Source organism: Bacillus sp. KNSH39 (assembly GCF_052656585.1).
In genome coordinates this window covers 2,718,267-2,744,098 of record NZ_JBQXYO010000001.1, presented here as the reverse complement: position 1 = coordinate 2,744,098, position 25,832 = coordinate 2,718,267, and the positions used below count along the sequence as shown (strand labels likewise).

General features: G+C 37.0%; 28 protein-coding genes. 25 read left to right on the top strand and 3 right to left on the bottom strand.

What is annotated here, in order from left to right; translation table 11 throughout:
* Positions 1–15 precede the first annotated feature (15 nt).
* The 6 genes from aroE (at position 16) to ACUL40_RS13980 (ending at position 3,513) form a co-directional block, all read left to right on the top strand.
* Positions 16–849: a shikimate dehydrogenase gene (gene aroE, locus ACUL40_RS14005; protein ID WP_000812076.1), complete on the top strand. Its 834-nt coding sequence runs from the start codon at positions 16–18 to the stop codon at positions 847–849.
* A gap of 5 nt (positions 850–854) precedes the next feature.
* A complete protein-coding gene (yhbY, locus tag ACUL40_RS14000; RefSeq protein WP_000955224.1) occupies positions 855–1,148 on the top strand; it encodes a ribosome assembly RNA-binding protein YhbY in 294 nt (97 codons plus the stop codon).
* Positions 1,149–1,285: 137 nt separating this feature from the next.
* Positions 1,286–1,855 carry a nicotinate-nucleotide adenylyltransferase gene (nadD, locus tag ACUL40_RS13995; RefSeq protein ID WP_001226046.1) on the top strand — a complete coding sequence of 190 codons (570 nt, stop codon included), beginning with the start codon at positions 1,286–1,288 and terminating at the stop codon, positions 1,853–1,855.
* Positions 1,845–2,414, top strand: coding sequence for a bis(5'-nucleosyl)-tetraphosphatase (symmetrical) YqeK (gene yqeK, locus ACUL40_RS13990; RefSeq protein ID WP_001078477.1), 570 nt, complete (start codon positions 1,845–1,847; stop codon positions 2,412–2,414). Before nadD ends, yqeK begins: the two co-directional genes overlap by 11 nt.
* Complete coding sequence (gene rsfS, locus ACUL40_RS13985) at positions 2,411–2,767, top strand: ribosome silencing factor (protein ID WP_000998173.1); 357 nt, start codon at positions 2,411–2,413, stop codon at positions 2,765–2,767. Before yqeK ends, rsfS begins: the two co-directional genes overlap by 4 nt.
* Complete coding sequence (locus ACUL40_RS13980) at positions 2,764–3,513, top strand: class I SAM-dependent methyltransferase (protein WP_000873069.1); 750 nt, start codon at positions 2,764–2,766, stop codon at positions 3,511–3,513. The genes rsfS and ACUL40_RS13980 overlap by 4 nt, the downstream gene beginning before the upstream one ends.
* A gap of 171 nt (positions 3,514–3,684) precedes the next feature.
* Here ACUL40_RS13980 and comER read toward each other — a convergent pair whose 3' ends face one another.
* Entirely contained in the window at positions 3,685–4,512 is an 828-nt protein-coding gene (gene comER, locus ACUL40_RS13975; protein ID WP_001020554.1) for a late competence protein ComER, read from the bottom strand.
* Positions 4,513–4,589: 77 nt separating this feature from the next.
* Between comER and ACUL40_RS13970 the strand changes: the two genes are divergently transcribed.
* The 3 genes from ACUL40_RS13970 to ACUL40_RS13960 all read left to right on the top strand — a co-directional run bounded on the left by ACUL40_RS13970 (position 4,590) and on the right by ACUL40_RS13960 (position 8,146).
* A complete protein-coding gene (locus ACUL40_RS13970) occupies positions 4,590–5,189 on the top strand; it encodes a helix-hairpin-helix domain-containing protein (protein ID WP_000989932.1) in 600 nt (199 codons plus the stop codon).
* Between the two features lie 63 nt (positions 5,190–5,252).
* Positions 5,253–5,810 (top strand): ComE operon protein 2, encoded by a 558-nt coding sequence (locus ACUL40_RS13965; RefSeq protein ID WP_000439770.1) that lies wholly within the window; start codon positions 5,253–5,255, stop codon positions 5,808–5,810.
* Positions 5,811–5,824: 14 nt separating this feature from the next.
* Positions 5,825–8,146: a DNA internalization-related competence protein ComEC/Rec2 gene (locus ACUL40_RS13960; protein WP_074048051.1), complete on the top strand. Its 2,322-nt coding sequence runs from the start codon at positions 5,825–5,827 to the stop codon at positions 8,144–8,146.
* Between the two features lie 31 nt (positions 8,147–8,177).
* Here ACUL40_RS13960 and ACUL40_RS13955 read toward each other — a convergent pair whose 3' ends face one another.
* Complete coding sequence (locus tag ACUL40_RS13955; RefSeq protein WP_000997609.1) at positions 8,178–8,312, bottom strand: YqzM family protein; 135 nt, start codon at positions 8,310–8,312, stop codon at positions 8,178–8,180.
* Positions 8,313–8,658: 346 nt separating this feature from the next.
* On the opposite strand from ACUL40_RS13955, the gene holA reads away from it, so the two are divergent.
* Entirely contained in the window at positions 8,659–9,669 is a 1,011-nt protein-coding gene (gene holA, locus ACUL40_RS13950) for a DNA polymerase III subunit delta (RefSeq protein WP_001279916.1), read from the top strand.
* An 83-nt stretch (positions 9,670–9,752) separates the two neighbouring features.
* On the opposite strand, the gene rpsT is transcribed toward holA, so the two are convergent.
* A complete protein-coding gene (rpsT, locus tag ACUL40_RS13945) occupies positions 9,753–10,010 on the bottom strand; it encodes a 30S ribosomal protein S20 (protein WP_001274011.1) in 258 nt (85 codons plus the stop codon).
* Positions 10,011–10,190: 180 nt separating this feature from the next.
* Here rpsT and gpr point away from each other — a divergent pair, with 180 nt between their 5' ends.
* The 15 genes from gpr to yqfC all read left to right on the top strand — a co-directional run bounded on the left by gpr (position 10,191) and on the right by yqfC (position 25,785).
* Positions 10,191–11,294 (top strand): GPR endopeptidase, encoded by a 1,104-nt coding sequence (gpr, locus tag ACUL40_RS13940; protein WP_000662618.1) that lies wholly within the window; start codon positions 10,191–10,193, stop codon positions 11,292–11,294.
* Positions 11,291–11,656, top strand: coding sequence for a YqxA family protein (locus ACUL40_RS13935; protein ID WP_001215037.1), 366 nt, complete (start codon positions 11,291–11,293; stop codon positions 11,654–11,656). Before gpr ends, ACUL40_RS13935 begins: the two co-directional genes overlap by 4 nt.
* Positions 11,657–11,866: 210 nt before the next feature.
* Positions 11,867–13,690, top strand: coding sequence for an elongation factor 4 (lepA, locus tag ACUL40_RS13930; protein WP_001030951.1), 1,824 nt, complete (start codon positions 11,867–11,869; stop codon positions 13,688–13,690).
* Between the two features lie 131 nt (positions 13,691–13,821).
* Positions 13,822–14,196 carry a winged helix-turn-helix transcriptional regulator gene (locus ACUL40_RS13925; protein WP_001293539.1) on the top strand — a complete coding sequence of 125 codons (375 nt, stop codon included), beginning with the start codon at positions 13,822–13,824 and terminating at the stop codon, positions 14,194–14,196.
* 51 nt (positions 14,197–14,247) lie between these two features.
* Positions 14,248–15,387, top strand: a complete 1,140-nt coding sequence (hemW, locus tag ACUL40_RS13920; RefSeq protein ID WP_000249433.1) for a radical SAM family heme chaperone HemW — start codon at positions 14,248–14,250, stop codon at positions 15,385–15,387.
* Positions 15,388–15,520: 133 nt separating this feature from the next.
* Positions 15,521–16,537: a heat-inducible transcriptional repressor HrcA gene (gene hrcA, locus ACUL40_RS13915; RefSeq protein WP_000954941.1), complete on the top strand. Its 1,017-nt coding sequence runs from the start codon at positions 15,521–15,523 to the stop codon at positions 16,535–16,537.
* Positions 16,538–16,651: 114 nt separating this feature from the next.
* A complete protein-coding gene (grpE, locus tag ACUL40_RS13910; protein ID WP_000392711.1) occupies positions 16,652–17,218 on the top strand; it encodes a nucleotide exchange factor GrpE in 567 nt (188 codons plus the stop codon).
* 26 nt (positions 17,219–17,244) lie between these two features.
* Positions 17,245–19,080, top strand: coding sequence for a chaperone protein DnaK (gene dnaK, locus ACUL40_RS13905; protein ID WP_000034700.1), 1,836 nt, complete (start codon positions 17,245–17,247; stop codon positions 19,078–19,080).
* A gap of 204 nt (positions 19,081–19,284) precedes the next feature.
* Positions 19,285–20,400: a chaperone protein DnaJ gene (gene dnaJ, locus ACUL40_RS13900; protein WP_000043946.1), complete on the top strand. Its 1,116-nt coding sequence runs from the start codon at positions 19,285–19,287 to the stop codon at positions 20,398–20,400.
* 28 nt (positions 20,401–20,428) lie between these two features.
* Complete coding sequence (prmA, locus tag ACUL40_RS13895; protein ID WP_142408073.1) at positions 20,429–21,367, top strand: 50S ribosomal protein L11 methyltransferase; 939 nt, start codon at positions 20,429–20,431, stop codon at positions 21,365–21,367.
* 144 nt (positions 21,368–21,511) lie between these two features.
* Positions 21,512–22,261 (top strand): 16S rRNA (uracil(1498)-N(3))-methyltransferase, encoded by a 750-nt coding sequence (locus ACUL40_RS13890; protein ID WP_001190154.1) that lies wholly within the window; start codon positions 21,512–21,514, stop codon positions 22,259–22,261.
* Between the two features lie 6 nt (positions 22,262–22,267).
* A complete protein-coding gene (mtaB, locus tag ACUL40_RS13885) occupies positions 22,268–23,620 on the top strand; it encodes a tRNA (N(6)-L-threonylcarbamoyladenosine(37)-C(2))-methylthiotransferase MtaB (RefSeq protein ID WP_000108680.1) in 1,353 nt (450 codons plus the stop codon).
* 320 nt (positions 23,621–23,940) lie between these two features.
* Positions 23,941–24,114 (top strand): 30S ribosomal protein S21, encoded by a 174-nt coding sequence (gene rpsU, locus ACUL40_RS13880; RefSeq protein WP_000048061.1) that lies wholly within the window; start codon positions 23,941–23,943, stop codon positions 24,112–24,114.
* A gap of 15 nt (positions 24,115–24,129) precedes the next feature.
* The gene (locus ACUL40_RS13875; protein WP_000054562.1) at positions 24,130–24,573 is read left to right on the top strand and encodes a GatB/YqeY domain-containing protein; all 444 of its coding nucleotides are present in this window, start codon (positions 24,130–24,132) and stop codon (positions 24,571–24,573) included.
* A 918-nt stretch (positions 24,574–25,491) separates the two neighbouring features.
* Positions 25,492–25,785, top strand: coding sequence for a sporulation protein YqfC (yqfC, locus tag ACUL40_RS13870; RefSeq protein WP_223617752.1), 294 nt, complete (start codon positions 25,492–25,494; stop codon positions 25,783–25,785).
* The last annotated feature ends 47 nt before the right edge of the window (positions 25,786–25,832 follow it).

The window sequence follows — 25,832 nt, the reverse complement described above, 5'->3', positions numbered from 1 at the left end:
TATGGAGAGGGATTTATGAAACAATTATATGGTGTAATCGGAAATCCAATTGGACATTCATTATCACCCGTTATGCATAACGATGCATTTGAACACTTGAATATGGATGCCCATTATCATGCGTTCCTTGTTGAAGAGGAATTGCTAGGGGAAGCAGTAAGAGGTTTAAAAGCATTAGGTATTTCAGGATTTAATGTAACAACTCCGCACAAGGTTGCTATTATGGAGTATTTGGATGAGATTGACCCATTGGCAAGGAAAATCGGTGCAGTAAATACAGTGGTTCATAAGGATGGAAGATTAATTGGCTATAACACAGACGGGATTGGTTTTGTTCGAGCGCTGCAGTCAATTAGTAATGAACCACTTCAAGGGAAACGTATTTTGTTACTTGGTTCAGGTGGTGCTAGCCGAGCTATTTATTTTTCTCTTGCTGATGTAGGTGTAAAAGAGATTGATGTAGCCAATCGTACAGTAGATAAGGCAAAGGAACTTATTGCTGCACGTACGGCCGATGTTAATTCTGTTGCTTTGTCGTTAGAAAAAGCGACAGAAGAACAAGGAAATTATGATATTATCATTCAGACGACAACGATAGGTATGCATCCACACGTAGAACATACGCCATTACAAATTTGTTCGTTAAAAAAAGGAACGATTGTATCAGATATAATTTATAATCCATTTGAAACGAAAATTTTATGTGAGGCAAAAGAGCAAGGTGCAATCATTCAAAATGGTATTGATATGTTTGTTTATCAAGGAGCACTTGCATTTGAAATGTGGACAGGACGCACGCCAAATATCGAGAGAATGAAACAATTAGTTATAGAAAAGCTTGGAGGCTAACATATATGTTAACAGGAAAACAAAAAAGATTTTTACGTGCACAAGCACATCATTTAACACCAATTTTTCAAGTAGGAAAAGGCGGAGTAAATGAAAATATGATTAAACAAATCGCAGATACTTTAGAAGCTCGTGAGTTATTTAAAGTAAGTGTATTACAAAACTGTGAATTTGATCGCCGTGAGGTTGCGGAAGAACTTGCAAAAGGTGCACGTGCTGAAATCGTTCAAGTAATTGGAAGCACAATCGTTTTATACAAAGAATCAAGAGAAAATAAACAAATTAAGCTTCCTCGATAAAAAGACTAGCATGCGCTATTTTTATCGTTTATGCGTAATGATGTAGAGAGCGAAACCAATTGAACTTTTATTAATAGCAACTCTCTTCATTCCTAACCGAGGAGAGTTGCTGTATGTAAAAGGAAGGGGCGTTTCTTTTGAGAAAAATTGGCATCATTGGCGGTACATTTGATCCGCCTCACTATGGACATTTGCTAATTGCAAATGAAGTATATCACGCTTTGAACTTGGAAGAAGTATGGTTCTTGCCAAACCAGATTCCGCCACATAAACAAGGGCGGAATATTACAAGTGTAGAAAGTCGTTTACATATGTTAGAGCTCGCGACTGAGGCAGAAGAGCACTTTTCTATTTGTTTAGAAGAGCTAAGTAGGAAGGGCCCATCTTATACGTATGACACTATGTTACAATTGACGAAGAAGTATCCGGATGTGCAGTTTCACTTTATTATTGGTGGGGATATGGTTGAGTATTTACCGAAGTGGTATAACATTGAAGCTTTATTTAATCTTGTAACGTTTGTTGGAGTTGCAAGACCTGGGTATACATTGCATACACCATATAAGATTACTACAGTGGAAATTCCGGAATTTGCAGTTTCTTCATCCTTATTACGTGAGAGATATAAGGAGAAGAAAACGTGTAAATATTTACTTCCCGAAAAAGTACAGGTATATATCGAGAGGAATGGGTTGTATGAATCGTGAGAATGCACTGCATATTGTCAAACAACAAATGCATGAAAAACGTTATATACACACAATTGGTGTAATGGAGACAGCGATTGAGCTTGCTAAGTTATACGGTGTGGACGAAAAAAAAGCAGAGATGGCAGCTATATTCCATGATTATGCGAAATGTAGAGCAATTTCAGAGATGGAAGAGATTATTAAACGTGAAGATTTGCCGAAAGATTTACTTTGCTATAACAAAGAGTTATGGCATGCACCTGTTGGGGCATACTTAGTAGAAAAAGAAGTAGGCATTACGGATTCTGAAATTTTGCAAGCTATTACATATCATACAAGTGGTCATGAGAATATGACGATGTTAGATAAAGTGATTTATGTAGCTGATTACATTGAACCTGGGCGAAAGTTTCCAGGAGTGGAAGAGGCTCGTAAACTCGCATATACGGATATAAATCAAGCTTTATTATTTGCGTTAAAGAGAACAATTCAATTTTTAATGGAAAAAGATCAGACGATTTATCCATTAACATTCCAAACATACAATGCAGTTATCAAGGAGGAAATGAGTAAATGAACGATAAAGATTTATTAGTATTAGCGGCAAAAGCAGCTGATGATAAGAGAGCAGAAGATATGGTTGTCCTAAATATGCAAGGTATTTCACCAATTGCAGATTATTTCATTATTTGTCACGGGAATTCAGACAAACAAGTGCAAGCAATTGCACGTGAAATTAAATCAAAAGCACATGAGTTCCAAATCGACGTACAACGTATGGAAGGGTTTGACGAAGCACGTTGGGTATTAGTTGATCTTGGAGATGTAGTTGCTCATGTATTCCATAAAGATGAGCGTAATCACTATAATTTAGAGCGTCTATGGGGCGATGTGCCACGTGAAGATATTACAGAAGAGTTAGGCCAATGAAATACGAACAATTTGCATTGTTGTACGACGAACTAATGAATGATGTCCCTTATGATAAATGGGTGGAATTTACAGAGGAAAGTTTACAGCAGGCAGATATGAAAGAGGCAAAAATTCTTGATGTAGCATGCGGTACAGGTAATGTAACCCTGCCGCTTGTGCAAAAGGGTTACGATTTAATAGGTGTCGATCTTTCAGAAGAAATGTTAACAGTCGCTCAGCAAAAACTAGGAGGAGAGGGATACTTTATTCCTTTTTATCAACAAGACATGCGAGAGCTTGATGTTCCAGGTGAGTTTGATTGTGTAACCATCTTTTGTGATTCATTAAATTATGTATTGCAAGAAGATGGAGTACAAGAAACATTTAGAAGAGTATTTCATCATTTACGTCAAGATGGTTTGTTTTTATTTGATGTACATTCTTTATATAAAATACATCATGTATTTCAAAATGAAACGTATACAGTGAATGGAGAAGAAATATCTCTTATTTGGAATTGCTTCCCTGGTGAAGAATCAAATAGTGTAGAGCATGATTTAACATTCTTTGTTCAAGATCCGGAAGAAGATGTGTACCATCGGTTTGACGAATGTCACGTGCAACGTGCATATCAAGTGGAAGAGTTAACGAAATGGCTTGAAGAAGCAGGTTTTACAGTGCTTCGTGTAACAGGTGATTTTGAGCGACTTGAAGTTACAGAACAAACAGAGCGTATTTTCTTCATGGCGAAGAAAAACGGATAAAACAAAAGCAACCGAGAAGGTTGCTTTTGTTTTATAAAGAAGATGTATTTTTAGTTCTAGCATAATCTGAAGATTGTATGCGTAAAGTGTGGGAATAGTAGTTGAAGTGAAAATGTATTGTAAAAAAGTAAGTATTTATAAAAAGGATTTGGAATGAAAATGACGTATTTATTATGTGTGTTTATTGAATTGCTGATCAACGCATTCTAAATCTTCATCAAATTTTTCATGTGTTCGCTCGATTAACTTATGGAACATATCTCCAACGTGCTCTTCTAAAACCCGAATGCCCTCCCCAGTAACGCCGCCTTTCACGCAAACCTTTTCTTGTAAGGTAGGTAATGTGAAGATTTCTTTTTCAAGTAATTTCCCCATCCCCACGACCATTTCACTTACTAAAGTAGTAGCCTCTTCGTGTGTAATATTTGTTTTATCTACAGCAGCGTTAATGAAGCATTGTAGTAAATAACTAAAGAAAGCAGGACCGCAACTTGCTATATCAGATGAAACGCGCGTTATATCTTCTTCTATTACAAGAGGTGTAGAAATGTTTTTGAATAGACGAAGTAGTTTTTGTTGCCATTCTTCAGAGCAATTATCTCCAAATGTAAATAGTGAGGCGCCAGAGAGCGCGCGATTTGTGATACTTGGAATGATACGCGCGACGTGGCAAGGTACGAGAGTCTCTAATTGTGATGGAGATATTGGACTTGTAATAGAAACTAAGCACGTTTCATCAGAAAAATGTTCAGCGTATTTTTTTAGGATAGGGTATATATCTATCGGCTTGACACAAATAAAAATAAGTTGTGATTGTTCGATTACTTCCGGGATTGTTTTTGCTATATGAACAGAAGGGTATTTTTCTTTTATATGATATGCTTTTGCAGGCGTCCGATTAATGATTGTAAGGCACGAAGGTTTGACAGCACGGGTTTCTAAAAATGCATCGATTAGTATATTCCCCATGTTTCCTGTCCCTATAATTCCTATGTTCAAAGTTTCATCCCTCCTTCGTAACAGCTTTCTCCTAAACAATATGAATGATGTTATAAATTTATGATTAGAGGTGTAAAATGATGTGGGATTTTCCGAAAAAGTGGTTAGGTTTAGTAGCTATTATTGGAACTTTACTTTTTCTTGTTTTTTGGAAAACGAATCAGAGTGTAGAACGAATGCCTATTACAATGAATGTACAAGAGAAGGAGATCGAAAAAAAGGGTAAACCGAAAATATCGGATACAAAGGAACAGAAAAGAACAATTATAATTGATGTGAAAGGAGCGGTTAGTAAAGAAGGGGTATATGAAATGAAGGAAGGAGATCGCGTAAAGGATGCGGTTCAAAAGGCTGGTGGTTTTTTATCAGAAGTAGATATGAAAAAAGTGAATTTAGCACAAATTGTACAAGATCAAATGCTTCTTTATATACCGAGTAAAAATGAATCAGAACAAGGGGTGCTTACTTCTTCTAAGGAAGATGGCAAGATTCGAATAAATACAGCGGCGAAAGAACAACTAGAAAAAATTACAGGGATTGGCTCTCGAAAGGCAGAAAGTATTTTGAAATATCGAGAAGAACATGGTCCGTTTCAGAAAATAGAAGATTTATTAGAGATTGATGGGATTGGTGCGAAGTCTCTTGAAAAGATAAAAGATCAAATTATTATTCCGTAAAAGATTGACGAAGTTTTTCTTCTTTCGCTACACTACAAGTAGACAAAAAAGTAGGTGAAAAATATGGAACGAATTTCATGGGATCAATATTTTATGACGCAAAGCCATCTACTATCTTTGCGTAGTACATGTACAAGGCTTGCGGTAGGAGCGACAATCGTTCGCGATAAACGAATTATTGCTGGTGGATATAATGGTTCAATTAAAGGTGGCGTACATTGTATAGATGATGGTTGTTACGTAATCGATAATCATTGTGTTCGGACAATTCATGCCGAAATGAATGCTTTATTACAATGTGCCAAGTTTGGTGCGAAAACAGAGGAAGCAGAAATTTACGTTACGCATTTCCCTTGTTTACAATGTTGTAAGGCAATTATTCAAAGTGGTATTACAGCGGTTTATTATGCGCAGGATTATAAAAATCATCCATACGCCATAGAGTTATTTGAACAAGCGAATGTAACAGTGAAACACGTTCCGCTAGAATATGATATTGCTGCATTAGAGGATCAAAAACGTTATACAGAGTTGAAAGAATTATTTGTGTCTTTAGAAAAAGATAATCTATCAATGGAAGAATTACAGCATGTATTCACGAAAGCAAAAATGATGCTATAAGGAGTGAGTATAAGTTGCAAGAACAATGGGGGTATGTTGCAATCTCGTTTATAATAGGGATTGCAATTGCCTTTTCCTCGTCACTTTTATTGATAGTTTTTTGCCTCTTTTTAAATGTTTTCTTCTGTTTATATCGCACTTCGCGTAAAACCTTCATTTTTTGTATTGTAGCGTGCTTTAGTAGCGTTATATACACTTCCTATGTTCAAGTATGGAATAAGTCTCTAGGGAAGCCCTATGCAGTTACAAGAGGGGTTATACAAAACACACCGCTTGTTAATGGGGATCGCCTATCTTTTCAATTTGAAGATCAGAATAAAAATATAGTGCAGTTAAGTTATAGAATAAAATCAGCTTTGGAAAAGAAAAAAATGCAACAATTATACGCAGGGATATCATGTGTATTCGAGGGTGAGAGGAAAGAACCGGAAACAGCTCGGAATTTTCATGGTTTTAATTACCGTGATTATTTATACAAGCAACATATTCATTTCACATTTGAGGCTACATATATTTCTGAATGCTATAAAACATCACTGTCGTTCACGCAATGGATTCTTCTTTTAAGGCAACAAGCAATCTCGAAAGTTACAGAAATGTTTCCAGAGCAATCAGGTGCTTTTATGAATGCATTACTCTTTGGTGATAGACAACAAATGACGTTTGAAGTGGAAGAGCAATATCAACAATTTGGTCTTGTACATTTGTTAGCAATTTCAGGTTCACACATTGTATTGTTGATGGTGATAGTATATTTTATTTTGCTAAGAAGCGGTGCGACGAGGGAGGTAGCAACAATTTGCCTTATCATTTGTATTCCTTTGTATATGGTTTTAGCAGGGGCTTCACCCTCTGTTATAAGAGCTTCTATAACAGGGGTTTTGATGTTGATTGCTTTTATGTGCTCGATTCGTTTATCTAGTTTAGATGCTTTAAGTGTAACAGCTATATGTATGCTTATATATGACCCTTATCTTGTTTTTAATATTGGATTTCAGTTTTCTTTTGTAGGTAGCTTCGCTTTACTTTTGTCTGCTCCGTTATTGTTAGGGAGTAGCAACGGAGTAATCCGAAATTCTATTTATATTTCTATCATTTCACAGCTCGTTAGTACTCCGATTTTGTTATATCACTTTGGTTATTTTTCTCCATATAGCATTCTCCTCAATCTCTTATACGTTCCGTTTTTATCTATCATTGTATTACCATGTAGCATTATTATTTTACTGTGTATGCCAATTGTCCCGTTTCTTGCAAAAGGATTTGCGGATGTATTATCAATAGGCTTGAGTATGTCTAATGATTTTCTAAGTTATTGTGAAAGTTTACCATTTACCCAGCTTATCTTCGGGGAAACGCCCTTCAATCTTGTAGCTGTATATTGCGCGAGTATTGTCAGTATATTGATGGTTTGGGAAAGAAGAGCGCCGAAAAAAATGGTTTGTATAGTTGCGAGTGTATTTATTTTTATTAGCACATGTCATTATGTATATCCATATTTTAGAGGAAGCGGAAGTGTAACATTTATTGATGTTGGACAAGGTGATGCAATATTAATTCGCCTTCCGTATGATAAAGGGATTTATCTTATTGATACAGGTGGAACGCTTCGTGTGAATAAGGAAGAATGGCAACAAAAAAAGCATGAATTTTCTGTTGGGAATGATGTTTTAATACCCTTTTTACAAAAAGAAGGTATTAAAACAATTGATAAATTAATCGTAACGCATGGAGATGCAGATCATATAGGTGCTGCGCAAGAATTATTATCACATATACCTGTAAAAGAAGTGGTATTTGGCCGAAAGGGAAAAGATGCAGTATTAGAAAAAGTAGTCAAGAAACAGGCATTAGAAAAGGAAATGAAAATAACTGAAGTGGGGGAAGGGGCGAGTTGGAGTGTAAATGAAGCGGAATTTTTCGTTTTAGCTCCAAAAGGAAAAGAAAAAAGCGAAAATAACGCTTCAATTGTAATATGGGCAAAATTTGGAGGGTTGAAGTGGCTATTTACAGGCGATTTGGAAGAAGAAGGGGAAAAGATTTTAGTAGAGGCATATCCAGATTTACAAGTGGATGTTTTAAAAGTTGCTCATCATGGGAGTAATACGTCATCTATAGAGCCTTTTTTGAACGTCATACAGCCTCGTGTAGCGATTATATCTGTTGGTAAGCAGAATAGGTATGGACACCCGCATAAAGAAGTGATAGAGCGTTTTGAGAAGATGGGGAGTGCGATATGGCGCACGGACAAGCAAGGTGCTATTTCCTATGTTTTTAAAGGGGAAAATGGAACCTTTAAAAGTAAAATCACATATGATAAAACACATAATAGATGAAAAAGAGAAGACTGCCATGAAGTGGCAGTCTTTAAGAACCGATAAATTTAATAACAGTTGCAATGATGAAAAGTGTTGCGAAAAAACCAAATGAGACGATAAATCCTACCCCTGAATCAATAGCGTCATTGCGTTTACTTTGAACGTTTTGTTCAAAATCATTCATTTAGAATCCCTCCCCAACATTCCACTTTAGTATAAAATATTGTCAGAAAAAAATCTACAATTTCCATATGAAGAGAAAACGAGCTTTTTTGCTACTTTTAAATCATGAAGTAATGTGAGTTTTTCGTTTCCAAGCATGTTAACAGTTGGCACTTATACTCAAATTTTTATTGCGAATAATAAAGGGAAGGTGATTACCGCACACCAATAAGAAACCCGGGGCTTATTGCGTGGCGTTTAATATAAATAAAGGGACGGGTTATAAAGCCTGTTCCTTTGTACTTGTAAAACAAAAGCTAGGGCATTAGTATAAATATATATTGCCAAGTTAGGGAGTAGGAAAAAGTATGAGTGATATACATAAAAAAATTAAAAAGAAACAGTTTGCTCCGTTATATTTACTATATGGAACGGAAGCTTTTTTTATAAATGAAACGATAAAGCTTATTACGACAGAAGCACTTGAAGAAGAAGATCGAGAGTTTAATGTTGTGACATACGATTTAGAAGAAGCGTATTTAGAAGATGTGGTTGAGGATGCGCGTACGCTTCCTTTCTTCGGAGAACGGAAAGTACTGTTAATAAAATCACCGCTATTTTTGACTTCTCAAAAAGAAAAGTTAGAGCAAAATATAAAAATTTTAGAAGAATACATTGGTGAACCTTCTCCATTTTCTATTCTTGTTTTTGTTGCGCCTTACGAAAAACTTGATGAGCGAAAAAAAATTACAAAACTATTAAAGAAAACAGCAGATGTAGTAGAAGCAAATGCGATGCAAATACAGGATGTTCAGAAGTGGATTGTTGCTCGTGCAGATGAAGTGCATGTGCATATTGATAACGCGGCTGTTAGTTTGTTGCTAGAGCTTGTGGGAAGTAATGTAACAATGTTGGCGAAGGAAATGGACAAGTTAACGTTATACGTCGGTATGGGCGGAGAGATTACGACGAAACTTGTTGCAGAGCTTGTACCAAAATCCGTTGAGCAAAATGTATTCGCTTTGACAGAAAAAGTGGTGAAAAAAGATATTGCAGGTGCAATGCAAATTTTGGATGGATTATTTACGCAGCAGGAAGAGCCGATTAAATTGCTTGCGTTATTAGTGAGTCAATTCCGCTTGTTGTATCAAGTGAAAGAGCTACAGCAACGTGGTTATGGACAAAATCAAATTGCGTCTCATATTGGTGTACATCCGTATCGCGTGAAGTTGGCAATGAATCAAACGAAGTTTTTCTCTTTTGAAGAATTAAAAAAAGTGATTATAGAATTAGCGGAAGCTGATTATAGTATGAAGACGGGAAAGATGGATAAGAAACTTGTGCTCGAGTTTTTCTTAATGCGATTAAATCATATGTGATGACACAAAAAAGTTCATGTACTAAGTACATGAACTTTTTTGTATATAAAAAAACGATCCAAATGGATCGTTTTTTAAACGCCTTACGCGTTTACTTGTTTCGCTAAGCGAGATTTTTGACGAGCTGCAGCGTTTTGGTGGATAAGACCTTTACGAGCTGCTTTGTCAAGTTTTTTAGAAGCAGTTTTGAAAGCTTCTTTAGCATTTTCAAGATCGTTATTAGTAACTAAAGCTTCTACAGTTTTAACAGCAGAACGCATGTCAGACTTGATAGAAGCGTTATGTGCACGACGCTCTTCGCTAAGTTTAGCGCGTTTGATAGCAGATTTGATGTTTGCCATACTTTTCACCTCCCTGGTGCAATCGAATGACTCGATTCTTACATAGAACAAGTGATATTCTATCAAACGGTGAAGAGAATTGCAATAGTATATCCATGAAATTTCACGTAAAGGAAAGAATGACCTTATATAACTTTGGGAAATCTAACGATATTTACTATGAATTACGGAGGAGATACGATGAAAGAACCATTAGATTTAAGTAAATATAGCATTAGAACTGACCTTGCTGTAGAAGCCCATCAAATGTTGCAAGAAAGCCAAGAGGAACAAAAAGGGATACAGGGAGTTATTGTAAAAGAGAGAGAAGAAGAGGGGACTATAATTACAAAAGTAACAATTGATGAAGCTGCCTCTGAAGCGATGGGTAAAAAGCCTGGAAATTATTTAACGCTTGAAGTTCAAGGTATACGTCAGCAAGATACAGAACTTCAACAAAAAGTGGAGCGTATTTTTGCAAAAGAATTTTCTAATTTCTTAGAAGAGGTTGGCGTTACAAAAGAAGCAAGCTGTTTAATTGTAGGTCTTGGGAATTGGAATGTAACACCAGATGCTCTTGGACCGATAGTTGTAGAAAATGTATTAGTAACGAGACATTTGTTTCAATTACAGCCTGAAAGTGTAGAAGAAGGGTTTAGGCCTGTTAGTGCAATTCGGCCGGGGGTAATGGGAATTACAGGGATCGAAACGAGCGATGTTATTTATGGGATTATTGAGAAGACGAACCCGGACTTTGTAATTGCGATTGACGCATTAGCTGCCCGTTCTATTGAACGAGTAAATAGCACGATACAAATTTCTGATACTGGAATTCATCCCGGATCGGGGGTTGGGAATAAACGTAAAGAACTAAGTAAAGACACATTAGGTATCCCTGTAATCGCGATTGGTGTTCCGACTGTGGTCGATGCTGTTTCGATTACAAGTGATACGATTGATTTTATTTTGAAACATTTCGGCCGAGAGATGAAAGAAGGAAATAAACCTTCACGCTCTTTGTTACCAGCGGGATTTTCATTTGGAGAAAAGAAAAAATTAACGGAAGAAGATATGCCGGATGAAAAGAGCAGAAATATGTTTTTAGGTGCTGTTGGTACGTTGGAAGAAGAAGAAAAAAGAAGGCTGATTTATGAAGTGCTATCTCCTCTTGGTCATAATTTAATGGTAACCCCAAAAGAAGTAGATACTTTTATTGAGGATATGGCGAATGTAATAGCGAGTGGTTTAAATGCGGCGCTGCATCATCAAATTGATCAAGATAATACGGGAGCATATACACATTGAGGGGAACAGATGATTATCGTTTGAGTCGCTTTACGCTTTTGTGTATATGTAGTGTGGCTTTATGTTTACTTATGATGATAGCAGGAGTGGCACTTGCTAATCATGGTTTGAAAAGTATGAAAGGCTATCAGCAACTGTCATATGAACAAATAGCTCATATGACAGGGACAGAAAGTACAGGTGCTGAATCAGAAATTTTGGGTAGCTCGTTTTCGGCCTCAGAAAAACAACAACAGTTAGAACGTTTAAGAAGTTTTAATGTTGTAGAAGGAATTGGGATGGCAGTAGCTAGTGTAGCTTATGAAATGACGAAGTTCGGAACGGATATCGTTGTTGGGAAAATAAAAGGAATTTTTAGCTAAGAGTAACATGGGAGGCGGTTGTTTTACTGGTTTGTAAGACAGCCGTTTTAAATTTTGAAAAGGGTTTGTCTCTTATGGTTTATTCGCATAAGATATAGATAGAATGATTTGTATCGTAAGCAGCACGAGTTTTCATTGAATCTTTGTTGCTCTATTGATATAATCAGTGCTAGTGTATATTGGCGAGACTATTAGGAGTTGAGAACATAGATGAATAAAGAAGAAAGAGCAAAAAGACAGTCCAAAATTCGTAATTTCTCTATTATTGCTCATATTGACCACGGAAAATCAACGTTAGCAGACCGTATTTTAGAGAAAACAAACGCGTTAACACAACGTGAAATGAAAGCTCAGTTGCTTGACTCTATGGATTTAGAGCGTGAGCGTGGTATTACAATCAAATTAAACGCAGTACAATTAAACTATAAAGCAAAAGATGGTGAAGAGTATATTCTTCATTTAATTGATACACCAGGACACGTCGACTTTACGTACGAAGTATCTCGTAGTTTAGCGGCTTGTGAAGGCGCGATTCTTGTAGTAGATGCAGCGCAAGGTATTGAAGCGCAAACGTTAGCAAACGTATACTTAGCGCTTGATAATAATTTGGAAATTTTACCAGTTATTAATAAAATCGACTTACCGAGTGCGGATCCAGAACGTGTACGTCAAGAGGTAGAAGATGTAATTGGTTTAGATGCATCAGAAGCGGTACTTGCTTCTGCGAAAGCTGGAATTGGTATTGAAGAAATTTTAGAACAAATTGTTGAAAAAGTACCAGCTCCGTCGGGTGATTCAGAAGAGCCATTACAATGTATGATTTTCGACTCTTTATATGATCCGTACCGCGGTGTAATTGCTTATATCCGTGTTGTAAATGGAACAGTAAAAGTTGGCGATAAAGTACGTATGATGGCAACGGGTAAAGAATTTGAAGTAACAGAAGTAGGTGTATTTACACCGAAAACTACGCAACGTGACGAGTTAACAGTAGGTGATGTAGGTTTCTTAGCAGCATCGATTAAAAATGTTGGTGACACACGTGTTGGTGATACGATTACACATGCGAAACGTCCAGCTGCAGAGCCGTTAGCAGGTTACCGTAAGTTAAACCCGATGGTATTCTGTGGTCTGTATCCAATTGACTCTGCTCGTTATAACGATTTACGTGATGCATTAGAAAAATTAGAGTTAAACGATTCTGCTCTTGAGTTTGAACCAGAAACATCTCAAGCGCTAGGATTTGGTTTCCGTTGTGGTTTCTTAGGGCTTCTTCACATGGAAATCATTCAAGAACGTATTGAACGTGAATTTAAGATTGACTTAATTACAACAGCGCCAAGCGTTATTTATAAAGTTTATTTAACTAACGGTGAAGATGTTATTGTTGATAACCCATCTAATATGCCAGATCCACAGTCTATCGATCGTGTAGAAGAGCCGTTTGTGAAGGCTTCAATTATGGTTCCGAATGACTATGTTGGAGCTGTAATGGAGATTTGCCAAGGTAAACGTGGAACGTTTATTGATATGCAATATTTAGATGAAACGCGTGTTACATTAACATATGAAATCCCGTTATCAGAAATCGTATATGACTTCTTCGATCAATTGAAATCAAATACGAAAGGGTATGCATCATTTGACTACGAGTTAATTGGCTATAAGCCATCTAAACTTGTGAAAATGGATATTCTTTTAAATAATGAACAAGTGGATGCTTTATCATTTATCGTACACCGTGATTCAGCGTATGACCGTGGTAAAGTAATCGTAGAGAAATTAAAAGAATTAATTCCGAGACAACAGTTCGAAGTGCCAATTCAGGCGACTATCGGAAATAAAGTTGTAGCACGTTCTACAATTAAAGCGATGCGTAAAAACGTACTTGCAAAATGTTACGGCGGTGACATTTCTCGTAAGCGTAAACTTCTTGATAAGCAAAAAGAAGGTAAAAAACGTATGAAGTCTGTTGGCTCTGTAGAAGTACCGCAAGAGGCATTCATGGCTGTACTGAAAATGGATGACAACTAATATTTGAAATAAAAAAAGAAGTCGTTTGTGCGGCTTCTTTTTTCTGTATAATTACTTTTTAGACATCTGAGCAGCTCTCATTTACAATAATGAGAGAGCTTTTTAGTTCATATAGAGTTAGGAGATTGTTAATGTCCGAAAATATTCGAAAAGATATTCAAGATAAAATACAAAATGGTAATTTTAATTGTGAAAAGGAATTGACGCTTTCTATTATTAGTGGAAAGTGGAAGGTTGTGATACTGTGGCATCTTGGTGTGGAAGGGCCGCATCGTTTCAGTGAATTACAACGGTTATTCCCAAGCATTTCTCATAAAGTTTTGTCGAACCAATTAAAAGAGTTAATGGAAGATGGGATTGTTGATCGGACAGTATATCCCGAAATTCCTCCTCGCGTTGAGTATTATATGACGGAACTAGGCATGTCACTTTTACCGATCGTTGAAATGATGTATGATTGGGGAAAAATGCGAATGGAACAAATTCGTAATACGTTAGAGAAGTAGAGAACCCTCCGGAGTGCGGAGGTTTTCTTTTTAGAAAGGTAGGAGTTATATTTGGTACAAGCTGCATACATTCATATTCCATTTTGTCAGCACATTTGTCACTATTGTGATTTTAATAAAGTGTTTATTGAACGCCAACCGGTTGATCAATATTTAGATTATTTAGAGAAGGAAATAATAAATACGGTTCAAAAAGTTCCATTTGATAGTATGAAAACGATTTTTGTGGGTGGGGGAACTCCGACAGCGTTAAATATGGAACAGACAAAAAAATTACTCGAGATTATTAATCGTCATTTACGTCCGTTCGCCCCGAATTGTGAATTAACATTTGAAGCGAATCCAGGAGATTTACCGAAAGAGAAGCTAAATGTACTGCTAGAAGGTGGAGTAAATCGAATTAGTTTTGGTGTGCAAACGTTCCGTGATGAACTTCTTGAGAAGATCGGGCGCAAGCATACGAGGGAAGATGCATTCCTCGCGATTCGAGAGGCACAGGAAGTAGGCTTTAAAAATATTAATGTAGATATTATTTATGCTTTGCCAGGACAGACGATAGAAGATGTAAAAGAAACATTAGATATTGCTTTTACGCTTGGTGTACAACATTTCTCGGCGTATTCATTAATTGTGGAGCCAAAAACAGTGTTTTATAACTTAATGAACAAAGGGAAATTACGTCTTCCGGGTGAAGACCATGAAGCGAAAATGTATGAAATAGTAATGGATGAAATGGAGAAACACGGTTATAACCAGTATGAAATTAGTAATTTCTCAAAAGGTGACAATAAAAGTAGACATAATCTCACATACTGGAATAATGAAGAGTATTATGGATTTGGAGCTGGAGCTCATAGTTATGTGAACGGAGAACGTATTCAAAATGTTGGTCCTCTGAAGCAATATTTTAATAAAATTGATGAAACAGGATTTCCGTATTTAGATGTTCACAAAGTGACGGAGAAAGAAAGAATGGAAGAAGAGCTGTTCTTAGGGCTTCGAAAAACAAAAGGTGTTTCTAAAACGGCGTTCCGCAATAAATTTAATGTAGAGATGGATCAAGTTTTCGCGAAGCAGTTACAAAGCAACCAAGAGCAGGGATTGCTTGAAGAGGAAGATGGACATGTGCGTTTAACGCGAAAAGGAAAATTATTAGGGAATGAAGTATTCCAATCATTTTTGATTGACTAATTAAATGTTCCATAGGCGTGAAAAAGTTTCATTATTTCGTGACGTTTCCGTTGACAATTGAATGTCAATTTTGGTAAGTTATTAATAGATTTAGCACTCAAAGACAAAGAGTGCTAACAGAGGTGATGATGAGATGCTTACGGAACGTCAGCTCTTAATTTTACAAACAATTATTGATGACTTTATTGGATCAGCGCAGCCCGTTGGGTCTAGAACGTTGGCTAAAAAAGATGAAATCACATTTAGTTCAGCTACTATTCGAAATGAAATGGCGGACTTAGAAGAATTAGGCTTTATTGAAAAAACGCACAGTTCTTCTGGACGTGTTCCTTCTGAGAAAGGCTACCGATTTTATGTAGACCATCTTTTAGCGCCGCAAAACTTACCGAACGCTGAAATTGTACAAATTAAAGATTTATTTGCTGAAAGAATTTTTGAAGCGGAAAAAATTGCACAGCAATCTGCTCAAATTTTATCAGAACTTACGAATTATACGGCAATTGTTCTTGGACCGAAGTTAAGTACAAATAAACTTAAAAATGTACAAATTGTGCCGCTTGATCGTCAAACTGCAGTCGCTATTATTGTAACCGATACAGGGCATGTACAAAGTAAAACGATTACCGTTCCGGAATCTGTTGATTTATCAGATTTAGAAAAAATGGTTAATATTTTAAATGAAAAGCTATCTGGCGTACCGATGGAAGAACTTCATAATAAAATCTTTAAGGAAATTGTTACAGTTTTACGTGGGTATGTTCATAATTACGATAGTGCAATAAAAATGTTGGATGGTACATTTCAAGTTCCGTTATCGGAAAAGATATACTTTGGAGGAAAAGCAAATATGCTTTCGCAGCCAGAGTTCCATGACATTCAAAAGGTTAGATCTTTACTTACCATGATTGATAATGAAGCCGAATTTTATGACATTTTGCGTCATAAACAAGTCGGGATTCAAGTGAAAATTGGTAGGGAAAACTCTTCGACGGCTATGGAGGATTGTAGTTTAATTTCTGCAACATATTCGATCGGCGAAGAGCAACTTGGAACAATTGCTATTTTAGGTCCTACGAGAATGCAATATTCTCGTGTAATTAGTTTGTTACAGTTATTTACGAGACAATTTACTGATGGGCTTAAAAAGTAAATGAGAGTAATACATTCGCTCAAGTGATGAAATTTTCATTGCTGTGTGTAATATATAATGCTTAGGTAATCATGCTATGCATGATACCTAATACCTTTTAAGGAGGTGAATATTGTGGAAGAGCGTAACGAACAAGTGGTAGAAGAAGTAAAAGAAGCGCAAGTTGAAGAAGCTGTCACGCCAGAAAACAGTGAAGAAACTGTAGAAGAAAAAAGTGAGGCTGCTCTTTTACAAGAAAAAGTAGATGAGTTACAAGCGAAACTAACGGAAACGGAAGGTCGCACATTACGTCTACAAGCTGATTTTGAAAATTATAAGCGCCGTGTCCAAATGGATAAACAGGCTGCTGAAAAATATAGAGCACAAAGTCTAGTTTCAGACATCTTGCCAGCTCTTGATAATTTTGAAAGAGCAATGCAAGTGGAAGCGACTGATGAGCAAACGAAATCATTGTTACAAGGTATGGAGATGGTGCATCGTCAATTGTTAGAAGCGCTGACTAAAGAAGGTGTGGAAGTGATTGAAGCTGTTGGTAAACAGTTTGATCCTAATGAACACCAAGCTATTATGCAAGTGGAAGATAGTGAATTTGAATCAAACGCGGTTGTGGAAGAATTCCAAAAAGGTTATAAGTTAAAAGACCGTGTGATTCGCCCATCAATGGTAAAAGTAAATCAATAATTTACATAAAACTAGGAGGATTCGCCATGAGTAAAATTATCGGTATTGACTTAGGTACAACAAACTCTTGTGTAGCTGTTATGGAAGGTGGAGAACCAAAGGTTATCCCAAATCCAGAAGGGAACCGTACAACACCTTCTGTTGTAGCTTTCAAAAATGAAGAACGTCAAGTTGGGGAAGTTGCAAAGCGCCAAGCAATTACAAACCCAAATACAATCATGTCTGTTAAACGTCATATGGGTACAGACTACAAAGTAGAAGTTGAAGGTAAAGATTATACACCTCAAGAAATTTCTGCAATCATTTTACAAAATTTAAAAGCTTCTGCTGAAGCATACTTAGGTGAAACAGTAACGAAAGCTGTTATTACAGTACCTGCATACTTCAACGATGCAGAGCGTCAAGCAACGAAAGATGCTGGTCGTATCGCTGGTTTAGAAGTTGAGCGTATCATTAACGAGCCAACAGCAGCAGCACTTGCTTACGGTTTAGAAAAACAAGACGAAGAACAAAAAATCTTAGTATATGACTTAGGTGGCGGTACATTTGACGTATCTATCCTTGAGTTAGCAGACGGCACATTCGAAGTTATTTCAACTGCTGGTGACAACCGTCTTGGTGGCGATGACTTTGACCAAGTTATCATCGATCACTTAGTAGCTGAGTTCAAAAAAGAAAATAACATTGATTTAAGCCAAGATAAAATGGCGCTTCAACGCTTGAAAGATGCAGCTGAAAAAGCGAAAAAAGATCTTTCTGGTGTAACACAAACTCAAATTTCATTACCATTCATTAGTGCTGGAGCTGCTGGTCCATTACACTTAGAATTAACGTTAACAAGAGCGAAATTCGAAGAGCTTTCAGCAGGTCTTGTTGAAAGAACATTAGAGCCAACTCGTCGTGCATTAAAAGACGCTGGTTTTGCTCCAAGCGAATTAGATAAAGTTATTCTTGTTGGTGGATCTACTCGTATCCCAGCTGTACAAGAAGCTATTAAACGTGAAACTGGTAAAGAGCCATATAAAGGTGTAAACCCTGATGAAGTTGTAGCATTAGGTGCTGCAGTTCAAGGTGGCGTACTTACTGGTGATGTAGAAGGCGTTCTATTATTAGACGTAACTCCACTTTCTTTAGGTATTGAAACTATGGGTGGCGTGTTCACGAAATTAATCGAGCGTAACACTACAATTCCAACAAGTAAGTCACAAGTATTCTCGACAGCTGCTGATAATCAACCAGCAGTAGACATTCACGTATTACAAGGTGAGCGTCCGATGTCAGCTGACAACAAAACGTTAGGTCGTTTCCAATTAACTGACCTTCCACCAGCACCACGTGGTATTCCACAAATCGAAGTAACATTCGATATTGATGCGAACGGTATCGTTAACGTACGTGCGAAAGACTTAGGAACAAGCAAAGAGCAAGCTATTACAATCCAATCTTCTTCAGGTCTTTCTGATGAAGAAGTAGAACGTATGGTACAAGAAGCGGAAGCAAATGCTGACGCTGACCAAAAACGTAAGGAAGAAGTTGAACTTCGTAATGAAGCTGACCAACTTGTATTCCAAACAGACAAAGTTGTAAAAGATTTAGAAGGTAAAGTAGATGCAGCTGAAGTTGCAAAAGCAACAGAAGCGAAAGAAGCATTACAAGCTGCAATCGAGAAAAACGAGCTTGAAGAAATTCGTGCGAAAAAAGATGCTTTACAAGAAATCGTACAACAATTAACTGTTAAATTATACGAGCAAGCTCAAGCAGCTGCTGGTCAAGCAGAAGGTGCGCAAGGTGCACAAGACGCTGGCGCGAAGAAAGACAATGTAGTTGACGCTGAGTTTGAAGAAGTAAAAGAAGACAAGTAATTCAACTGTAAACATAATAAGTAAGATGACAAAAAGTCAAAGTCAAGCGTGCCTTGACTTTGGCTTTTTTCACGAATGAGAAGCGATGTGTGAGGATCTTAAGTTTTTCGCTTTGCATACTGTAAGTGAGGAAACTTTGTTGCAAAGCACTTTCTTTCGGTGTTAAAATTACGTTTATGTGAAAGATTCGGGGGTTGTAAATTTATGAGTAAACGAGACTATTATGAGGTCCTTGGACTTAGCAAGGGCGCTTCAACAGATGAAATAAAAAAAGCGTATCGTCGTTTGGCTAAAAAATACCATCCAGACGTAAGTAAAGAAGAAAATGCAATTGAAAAGTTTAAAGAAGTACAAGAAGCATACGAAGTGTTAAGTGATGATCAAAAGCGTGCGCAGTACGATCAATTTGGTCATGCTGGTGCAAATCAAGGATTCGGTGGATTTGGCGGCGGAGGAGACTTCGGTGGTGGCTTCGGTTTTGAAGATATATTTAGTTCTTTCTTTGGCGGTGGCGGCGGCAGACGTCGTGATCCAAATGCTCCGCGCCAAGGCGCTGACTTACAATATCAAGTCACTTTAGATTTTGAAGAAGCTATTTTTGGTAAGGAATTAAATGTAGAAATTCCAGTAGAAGATCCATGTGATACTTGTAAAGGTAGTGGAGCAAAACCAGGAACTTCAAAAGAAACATGTAAACATTGTTCAGGTTCTGGTCAAGTGAGTGTTGAACAAAACACACCGTTTGGTCGTATCGTAAACCGTCAAGCTTGTGGTCATTGTTCAGGAACTGGACAAATTATTAAAGAAAAATGTACGACATGTCACGGTTCAGGTAAAGTTCGTAAACGTAAAAAAATTAATGTTAAAATTCCAGCGGGTATTGATAATGGTCAACAAATTCGTGTGTCTGGAAAAGGTGAAGCCGGCGTAAATGGCGGACCAGCAGGAGACTTATATGTTGTTGTTCATGTAAGAAATCATGAATTCTTCGAGCGTGAAGGAGACCACATTATTTGCGAAATGCCATTAACATTTGCACAAATGGCACTTGGTGCTGAAGTGGAAGTCCCTACTGTTCATGGTAAAGTGAAGCTGAAAATCCCAGCAGGAACACAAACTGGAACAGAGTTCCGCTTAAAAGGAAAAGGTGCTCCGAACGTACGTGGATACGGTCAAGGAGATCAATATGTAGTCGTTCGTGTTGTTGTACCGACGAAATTGACTTCACAGCAAAAAGATTTATTACGTGAATTTGCAGGACAAGAAGAGCAGGATGATAGTTTATTCGGAAAGCTTAAACGTGCTTTCAAAGGGGAATAATGGAAATAAAAAATGGAGTTGGTAAATTGTGAAATGGTCAGAAATTAGTATTCATACAACAGAAGAAGCAGTAGAAGCTGTCTCTCATATTTTACATGAAGCTGGTGCTAGCGGAGTTGCGATTGAGGATCCAGCGGAGTTAACGAAAGAGCGCGAGCAACAATATGGTGAAATTTATGCATTGAATCCAGATGAATATCCGGCGGAAGGTGTATTAATAAAAGCATATTTCCCGCAAACCGATTCTTTACATGAAACGATTGCAGGTGTAAAATCATCTATTGATGTGCTTCCATCTTACGACATCGAAATTGGTACTGGAAATATTACCGTTAACGAAGTCAATGAAGAAGATTGGGCTACTGCTTGGAAAAAATATTACCATCCAGTACAAATTTCTGATACATTCACAATCGTACCGACTTGGGAAGAATATACACCATCTTCTCCTGATGAAAAAATCATTGAATTAGACCCGGGTATGGCGTTTGGTACAGGAACTCATCCAACAACAACGATGTGTATCCGTGCTTTAGAAAAAACAGTACAGCCAGGTGACGCTATTATTGATGTAGGAACAGGTTCTGGTGTACTTAGTATTGCAGCAGCAAAATTAGGTGCGTCTTCTGTTCAAGCGTATGATTTAGATCCGGTTGCGGTTGAAAGTGCAGAAATGAATGTACGTTTAAATAAAACAGATGATATCGTGTCTGTTGGACAAAATAGCCTTTTAGAAGGTATTGAAGGTCCTGTTGATTTAATCGTAGCTAACTTATTAGCAGAAATTATTCTATTATTCCCTGAAGATGCAGCAAGAGTTGTGAAGTCAGGTGGATTATTTATTACATCGGGCATTATTGCTGCGAAGGAAAAAATAATTTCTGAGGCGCTAGAAAAAGCTGGATTTACAATTGAAGAAGTGTTACGAATGGAAGATTGGGTAGCAATTATTGCACGAAATGCGTAATATAGATTTTAGTCTATAATGAAAAGGGGAGTCTCTCACTATAAGGTGAGGGACTTGCCGTTTGTTATATGAAAAATGATAACGTTTCGTTCTTTTCGTAAGTGTTGACTTACGAAAGGAACGAAACTCTACTAAGGTGATTATATGCAACGTTATTTTGTAGAAGAGAAATATGTAAATGAGACAAGTATTCGCATTGTAGGTGATGACGTACATCATATCGCAAGAGTGATGCGTATGTCAGCTGGTGATCATATTTATTGCTGTGTAAATGGAAAAACAGCAGTATGTTCAATTGATGAAATTACCAGTGAATTTATTAATACGGCTATTGTAGAATGGGTAGAGGCGTCAAGTGAACTTCCTGTTTTCGTGACGATTGCAAGTGGACTGCCAAAAGGAGACAAGCTAGAGTTAATTTTTCAAAAAGGAACTGAGCTTGGGGCAGCTGCATTCTTACCATTTCAAGCATCTCGCTCTATCGTAAAATGGGATGCGAAAAAAGCTGATAAAAAAGTTGAGCGTTTAAGAAAAATTGTGAAAGAAGCTGCGGAACAATCACATAGAAGTGAAATTCCAGAAGTACATGCTCCAGCATCATTTAAGCAATTGCTTTCAATGAGTGGTGAGTATGATGCTTGTCTTGTTGCTTACGAAGAGGAAGCAAAACAAGGCGAGAAATCTAATTTTGCGAAAGCTTTAACGACAATGAAACCAGGTCAAAAGCTATTGATTGTATTTGGCCCAGAAGGCGGTTTAGCTGAGGAAGAGATTACAGCGCTTCGTGAACATAAATTTGTACCATGTAGTTTAGGACCAAGAATTTTAAGAACAGAAACGGCGCCGTTATACGCGTTAAGTGCTGCTTCGTATCATTTTGAATTGATGGGGTGATGATCAATGTCAACTGTTGCGTTCCATACGTTAGGTTGTAAAGTAAACCACTATGAAACAGAAGCCATTTGGCAATTGTTTAAACAAGGTGGTTATGAAAGAACAGAATATGAAAAGAAAGCTGATGTATATGTTATTAACACATGTACAGTAACGAATACTGGGGACAAAAAAAGCCGTCAAGTAATCAGACGTGCTGTGCGTCAAAATCCAGATGCAGTTATTTGTGTAACGGGATGTTATGCACAAACATCTCCAGCTGAAATTATGGCGATCCCGGGTGTGGATATTGTAGTTGGTACACAGGATCGTGAAAAGATGTTAGGTTACATCGAAGAATTCCGTAAAGAGCGTCAACCAATTAATGCTGTCCGCAATATTATGAAAACACGTGTGTACGAAGAACTTGATGTACCTTATTTCACGGATCGTACACGTGCGTCTTTAAAAATACAAGAGGGTTGCAATAACTTCTGTACATTTTGTATCATTCCTTGGGCGCGCGGTTTAATGCGTTCTCGTGATGGAAAAGAAGTTATTAAACAAGCGCAACAATTAGTGGATGCAGGCTATAAAGAAATCGTATTAACGGGTATTCATACAGGTGGATACGGCGAAGACATAAAAGATTATAACTTAGCTGGATTACTTCGTGATATGGAAGCGGAAGTAGGCGGATTAAAACGTCTTCGTATTTCTTCGATTGAAGCGAGTCAAATTTCAGATGAAGTAATTGAAGTGTTAGATAAATCTGAAGTAGTTGTACGCCACTTGCATATTCCGTTGCAATCTGGCTCTAATACTGTATTAAAACGTATGCGTCGTAAATATACGATGGAATTCTTCCAAGAGCGTTTAGATCGTTTGAAAGAAGCGTTACCAGGCCTTGCGATTACATCTGACGTAATCGTTGGTTTCCCAGGTGAAACAGAAGAAGAATTCATGGAAACATACAATTTCATTAAAGAGAACCGCTTCTCTGAGTTACATGTGTTCCCTTACTCAAAACGTACAGGAACACCTGCAGCGCGCATGGAAGATCAAGTTCCTGAAGATGTGAAGAACGATCGTGTTCATCGTTTAATTGAGCTATCTAATCAATTAGCGAAAGAGTACGCATCAGCGTTTGAAGGTGAAGTGCTTGAAATCATTCCGGAAGAGCAATTTAAAGAGGGCGACCGTGAAGGGTTATATGTAGGTTATACAGATAACTACTTGAAAATTGTATTTGAAGGATCAGAAGAATTAATTGGTAAGCTAGTGAAAGTGAAAATTACGAAAGCTGGTTATCCATATAACGAAGCGCAATTTGTTCGTGTTCTTGAAGATGATGTGAAAAAAGAATCAGCTAGCGCATAAAAAGAGCGTGCAACCGGAAACGGTTTGCATGCTTTCTTTATTTGAAGCGGTTAAGTAATAGAAGGTGGGGAGGCGTTTCATGCATCCCTGTATGAAAAAAGATGAAATGATAAAAATATAGTTGTCTTCATCAGTGAAGGATACTAGTTATTTGCATAACTTTTGAAAAGGAAATGCTTCTATTCTTCTTTTATTCTGCCAAATAGTTGACCTGAAGTGATAAAATGTATTATAATCGTAAAAGACATGCTGAAGAAGTGTTTCTTTTTGCATGCTGAAGTTAGTATGTAAGTGTGATGTTTCGGAGGGAGGGAAAGAGAATGTCAAAAACAGTCGTTCGTAAAAACGAGTCTTTGGAGGATGCACTTCGCCGTTTTAAAAGATCGGTTTCTAAAACTGGTACACTTGCTGAAGCAAGAAAGCGCGAGTTTTATGAAAAACCAAGTGTAAAACGTAAGAAGAAATCTGAAGCGGCAAGAAAGCGTAAATTCTAAGAGAGGGTGTAAGTTATGAGTCTTCTCGGTCGTTTAAACGATGATATGAAACAAGCGATGAAGAATAAACAAAAAGAAAAATTAACCGTTATTCGTATGGTTAAGGCTGCTTTACAAAATGAAGGTATTAAACTGCAACATACTCTTACTGAAGAAGAGGAAATAACAGTTTTAGCTCGTGAAGTAAAACAGTATAAGGACTCCCTCCTTGAATTTAAAAAAGCTGGTCGTGAAGACCTTGTTAATAAACTGCAAAGTGAAATTCAGATTTTAAGCGCATATTTGCCAGAGCAATTAACTGAAGAAGAACTAGTTGATGTAATCAAGCAAGTTATTTCTGAAGTTGGTGCGACTTCTAAAGCAGATATGGGTAAGGTGATGACTGCTGTTATGCCGAAAGTAAAAGGTAAAACAGACGGATCACTTGTGAATAAGCTGGTTATCCAGCTATTAGCATAAAAAAACGTCTCATTTCGTATGAGACGTTTTTTTATTGTTCTTATTAAGGAGAAACGCTATATTGCTTAAAAAGCGTTTCTGTAAGTGATAGAAACCCCTCTAGTTAAAGTTTCAATTTATTATTTCCTTGTATAATTCCGATTCTACACCTATTCTTACTTCCTTGACTAAAACTTCTTTCGCGAATAAAAGCTAAGTACCGAGCCTTCTGAAACTCAGATTGAAGTTTTATAGCTTGCTCTTCAGCATAATCCTCAAAGGTAACGAAAGAGATTCTAACTATTTTAGATTTTGCATCAGTTGCATAAAATGGCTGGATATTACTGTCGGTAACTTGTTTTATAACATTCAAAACTTCTTGACCAAAGCCGATTTCCTTTCGTATTTCCTCATTTATTAATTCATTTTTTAATGAACCCTAATATTTTTTGAAATTCATATAACAACCATCTATAAAATATTCTTACTTACAACGTAACATTCAGAGTGAAGAAATTTTCTTTTTTTTGATTTTATCCCGCATTAACGGGTAGCCCGATTGGTGAGGATTGATTATAGTTTTACTTTATCTCAGTTGTCCAATAAATGACAACTACTTATTCTATGGTCAGTATGTCACGTCCAGAACGAATTGTAACAGGTTTTTTCAAGTTTCCCACTTCTCGCTAGGCTCAATTTCTTAATGTAACTTGTACTGATATCCTGTAGAGGCGCATATTCTTGTATTAATACTTCTATTATTAAAGGTAACATCCTCTGATCCATCATTGTCCTGACAAATATGATTTCATATAGCGACTGTTTTAATTAACATGATATGAACTCTTGCAGAATATAGTTATGTTAGTGAAGTCGTTATAACACGATAGGCACTTGTGAAGAAATACATATATATGGGATGAGAGGGGGTCTTTCGAGATGAAGAAATTAGAACAAATGAAAAATTGGTTGACAAAACAAGTAGACCTACCAGTGGATGTATTAATGGATCTACCTCGGATTACTCTTGTTGGGCAAATACATATTTATATAGAAAATCATCGGGGGTTATTAGTGTTTTCGGATAAAGAAGTGCGATTGCTTTTAAAACACGGTCAATTATTAATTAAAGGACAATCCTTTGTTATTAAAACGATTCTTCCAGAAGAGCTTTTACTCGAGGGGATAATTGAGCAAGTAACATTTTTAGAAAATGAAAAAAAAGGTAATTGAAGTGAAACTTCCATTTGTGAAGTTTTTCTTCTTTATCCTGTAAAAGT

What these genes read in the sequence shown, in the direction of transcription:
- hrcA (WP_000954941.1), top strand. Translation starts at nt 15,521, where the DNA reads ATGCTTACGGAACGTCAGCTCTTAATTTTACAAACAATTATTGATGAC.
- ACUL40_RS13965 (WP_000439770.1), top strand. Translation starts at nt 5,253, where the DNA reads ATGGAACGAATTTCATGGGATCAATATTTTATGACGCAAAGCCATCTA.
- yqfC (WP_223617752.1), top strand. Translation starts at nt 25,492, where the DNA reads ATGAAGAAATTAGAACAAATGAAAAATTGGTTGACAAAACAAGTAGAC.
- dnaJ (WP_000043946.1), top strand. Translation starts at nt 19,285, where the DNA reads ATGAGTAAACGAGACTATTATGAGGTCCTTGGACTTAGCAAGGGCGCT.
- gpr (WP_000662618.1), top strand. Translation starts at nt 10,191, where the DNA reads ATGAAAGAACCATTAGATTTAAGTAAATATAGCATTAGAACTGACCTT.
- yqeK (WP_001078477.1), top strand. Translation starts at nt 1,845, where the DNA reads ATGAATCGTGAGAATGCACTGCATATTGTCAAACAACAAATGCATGAA.
- holA (WP_001279916.1), top strand. Translation starts at nt 8,659, where the DNA reads ATGAGTGATATACATAAAAAAATTAAAAAGAAACAGTTTGCTCCGTTA.
- ACUL40_RS13925 (WP_001293539.1), top strand. Translation starts at nt 13,822, where the DNA reads ATGTCCGAAAATATTCGAAAAGATATTCAAGATAAAATACAAAATGGT.
- ACUL40_RS13955 (WP_000997609.1), bottom strand. Translation starts at nt 8,312, where the DNA reads ATGAATGATTTTGAACAAAACGTTCAAAGTAAACGCAATGACGCTATT.
- ACUL40_RS13970 (WP_000989932.1), top strand. Translation starts at nt 4,590, where the DNA reads ATGATGTGGGATTTTCCGAAAAAGTGGTTAGGTTTAGTAGCTATTATT.
- rpsT (WP_001274011.1), bottom strand. Translation starts at nt 10,010, where the DNA reads ATGGCAAACATCAAATCTGCTATCAAACGCGCTAAACTTAGCGAAGAG.
- rsfS (WP_000998173.1), top strand. Translation starts at nt 2,411, where the DNA reads ATGAACGATAAAGATTTATTAGTATTAGCGGCAAAAGCAGCTGATGAT.
- dnaK (WP_000034700.1), top strand. Translation starts at nt 17,245, where the DNA reads ATGAGTAAAATTATCGGTATTGACTTAGGTACAACAAACTCTTGTGTA.
- rpsU (WP_000048061.1), top strand. Translation starts at nt 23,941, where the DNA reads ATGTCAAAAACAGTCGTTCGTAAAAACGAGTCTTTGGAGGATGCACTT.
- lepA (WP_001030951.1), top strand. Translation starts at nt 11,867, where the DNA reads ATGAATAAAGAAGAAAGAGCAAAAAGACAGTCCAAAATTCGTAATTTC.
- ACUL40_RS13890 (WP_001190154.1), top strand. Translation starts at nt 21,512, where the DNA reads ATGCAACGTTATTTTGTAGAAGAGAAATATGTAAATGAGACAAGTATT.
- ACUL40_RS13875 (WP_000054562.1), top strand. Translation starts at nt 24,130, where the DNA reads ATGAGTCTTCTCGGTCGTTTAAACGATGATATGAAACAAGCGATGAAG.
- ACUL40_RS13980 (WP_000873069.1), top strand. Translation starts at nt 2,764, where the DNA reads ATGAAATACGAACAATTTGCATTGTTGTACGACGAACTAATGAATGAT.
- yhbY (WP_000955224.1), top strand. Translation starts at nt 855, where the DNA reads ATGTTAACAGGAAAACAAAAAAGATTTTTACGTGCACAAGCACATCAT.
- mtaB (WP_000108680.1), top strand. Translation starts at nt 22,268, where the DNA reads ATGTCAACTGTTGCGTTCCATACGTTAGGTTGTAAAGTAAACCACTAT.
- aroE (WP_000812076.1), top strand. Translation starts at nt 16, where the DNA reads ATGAAACAATTATATGGTGTAATCGGAAATCCAATTGGACATTCATTA.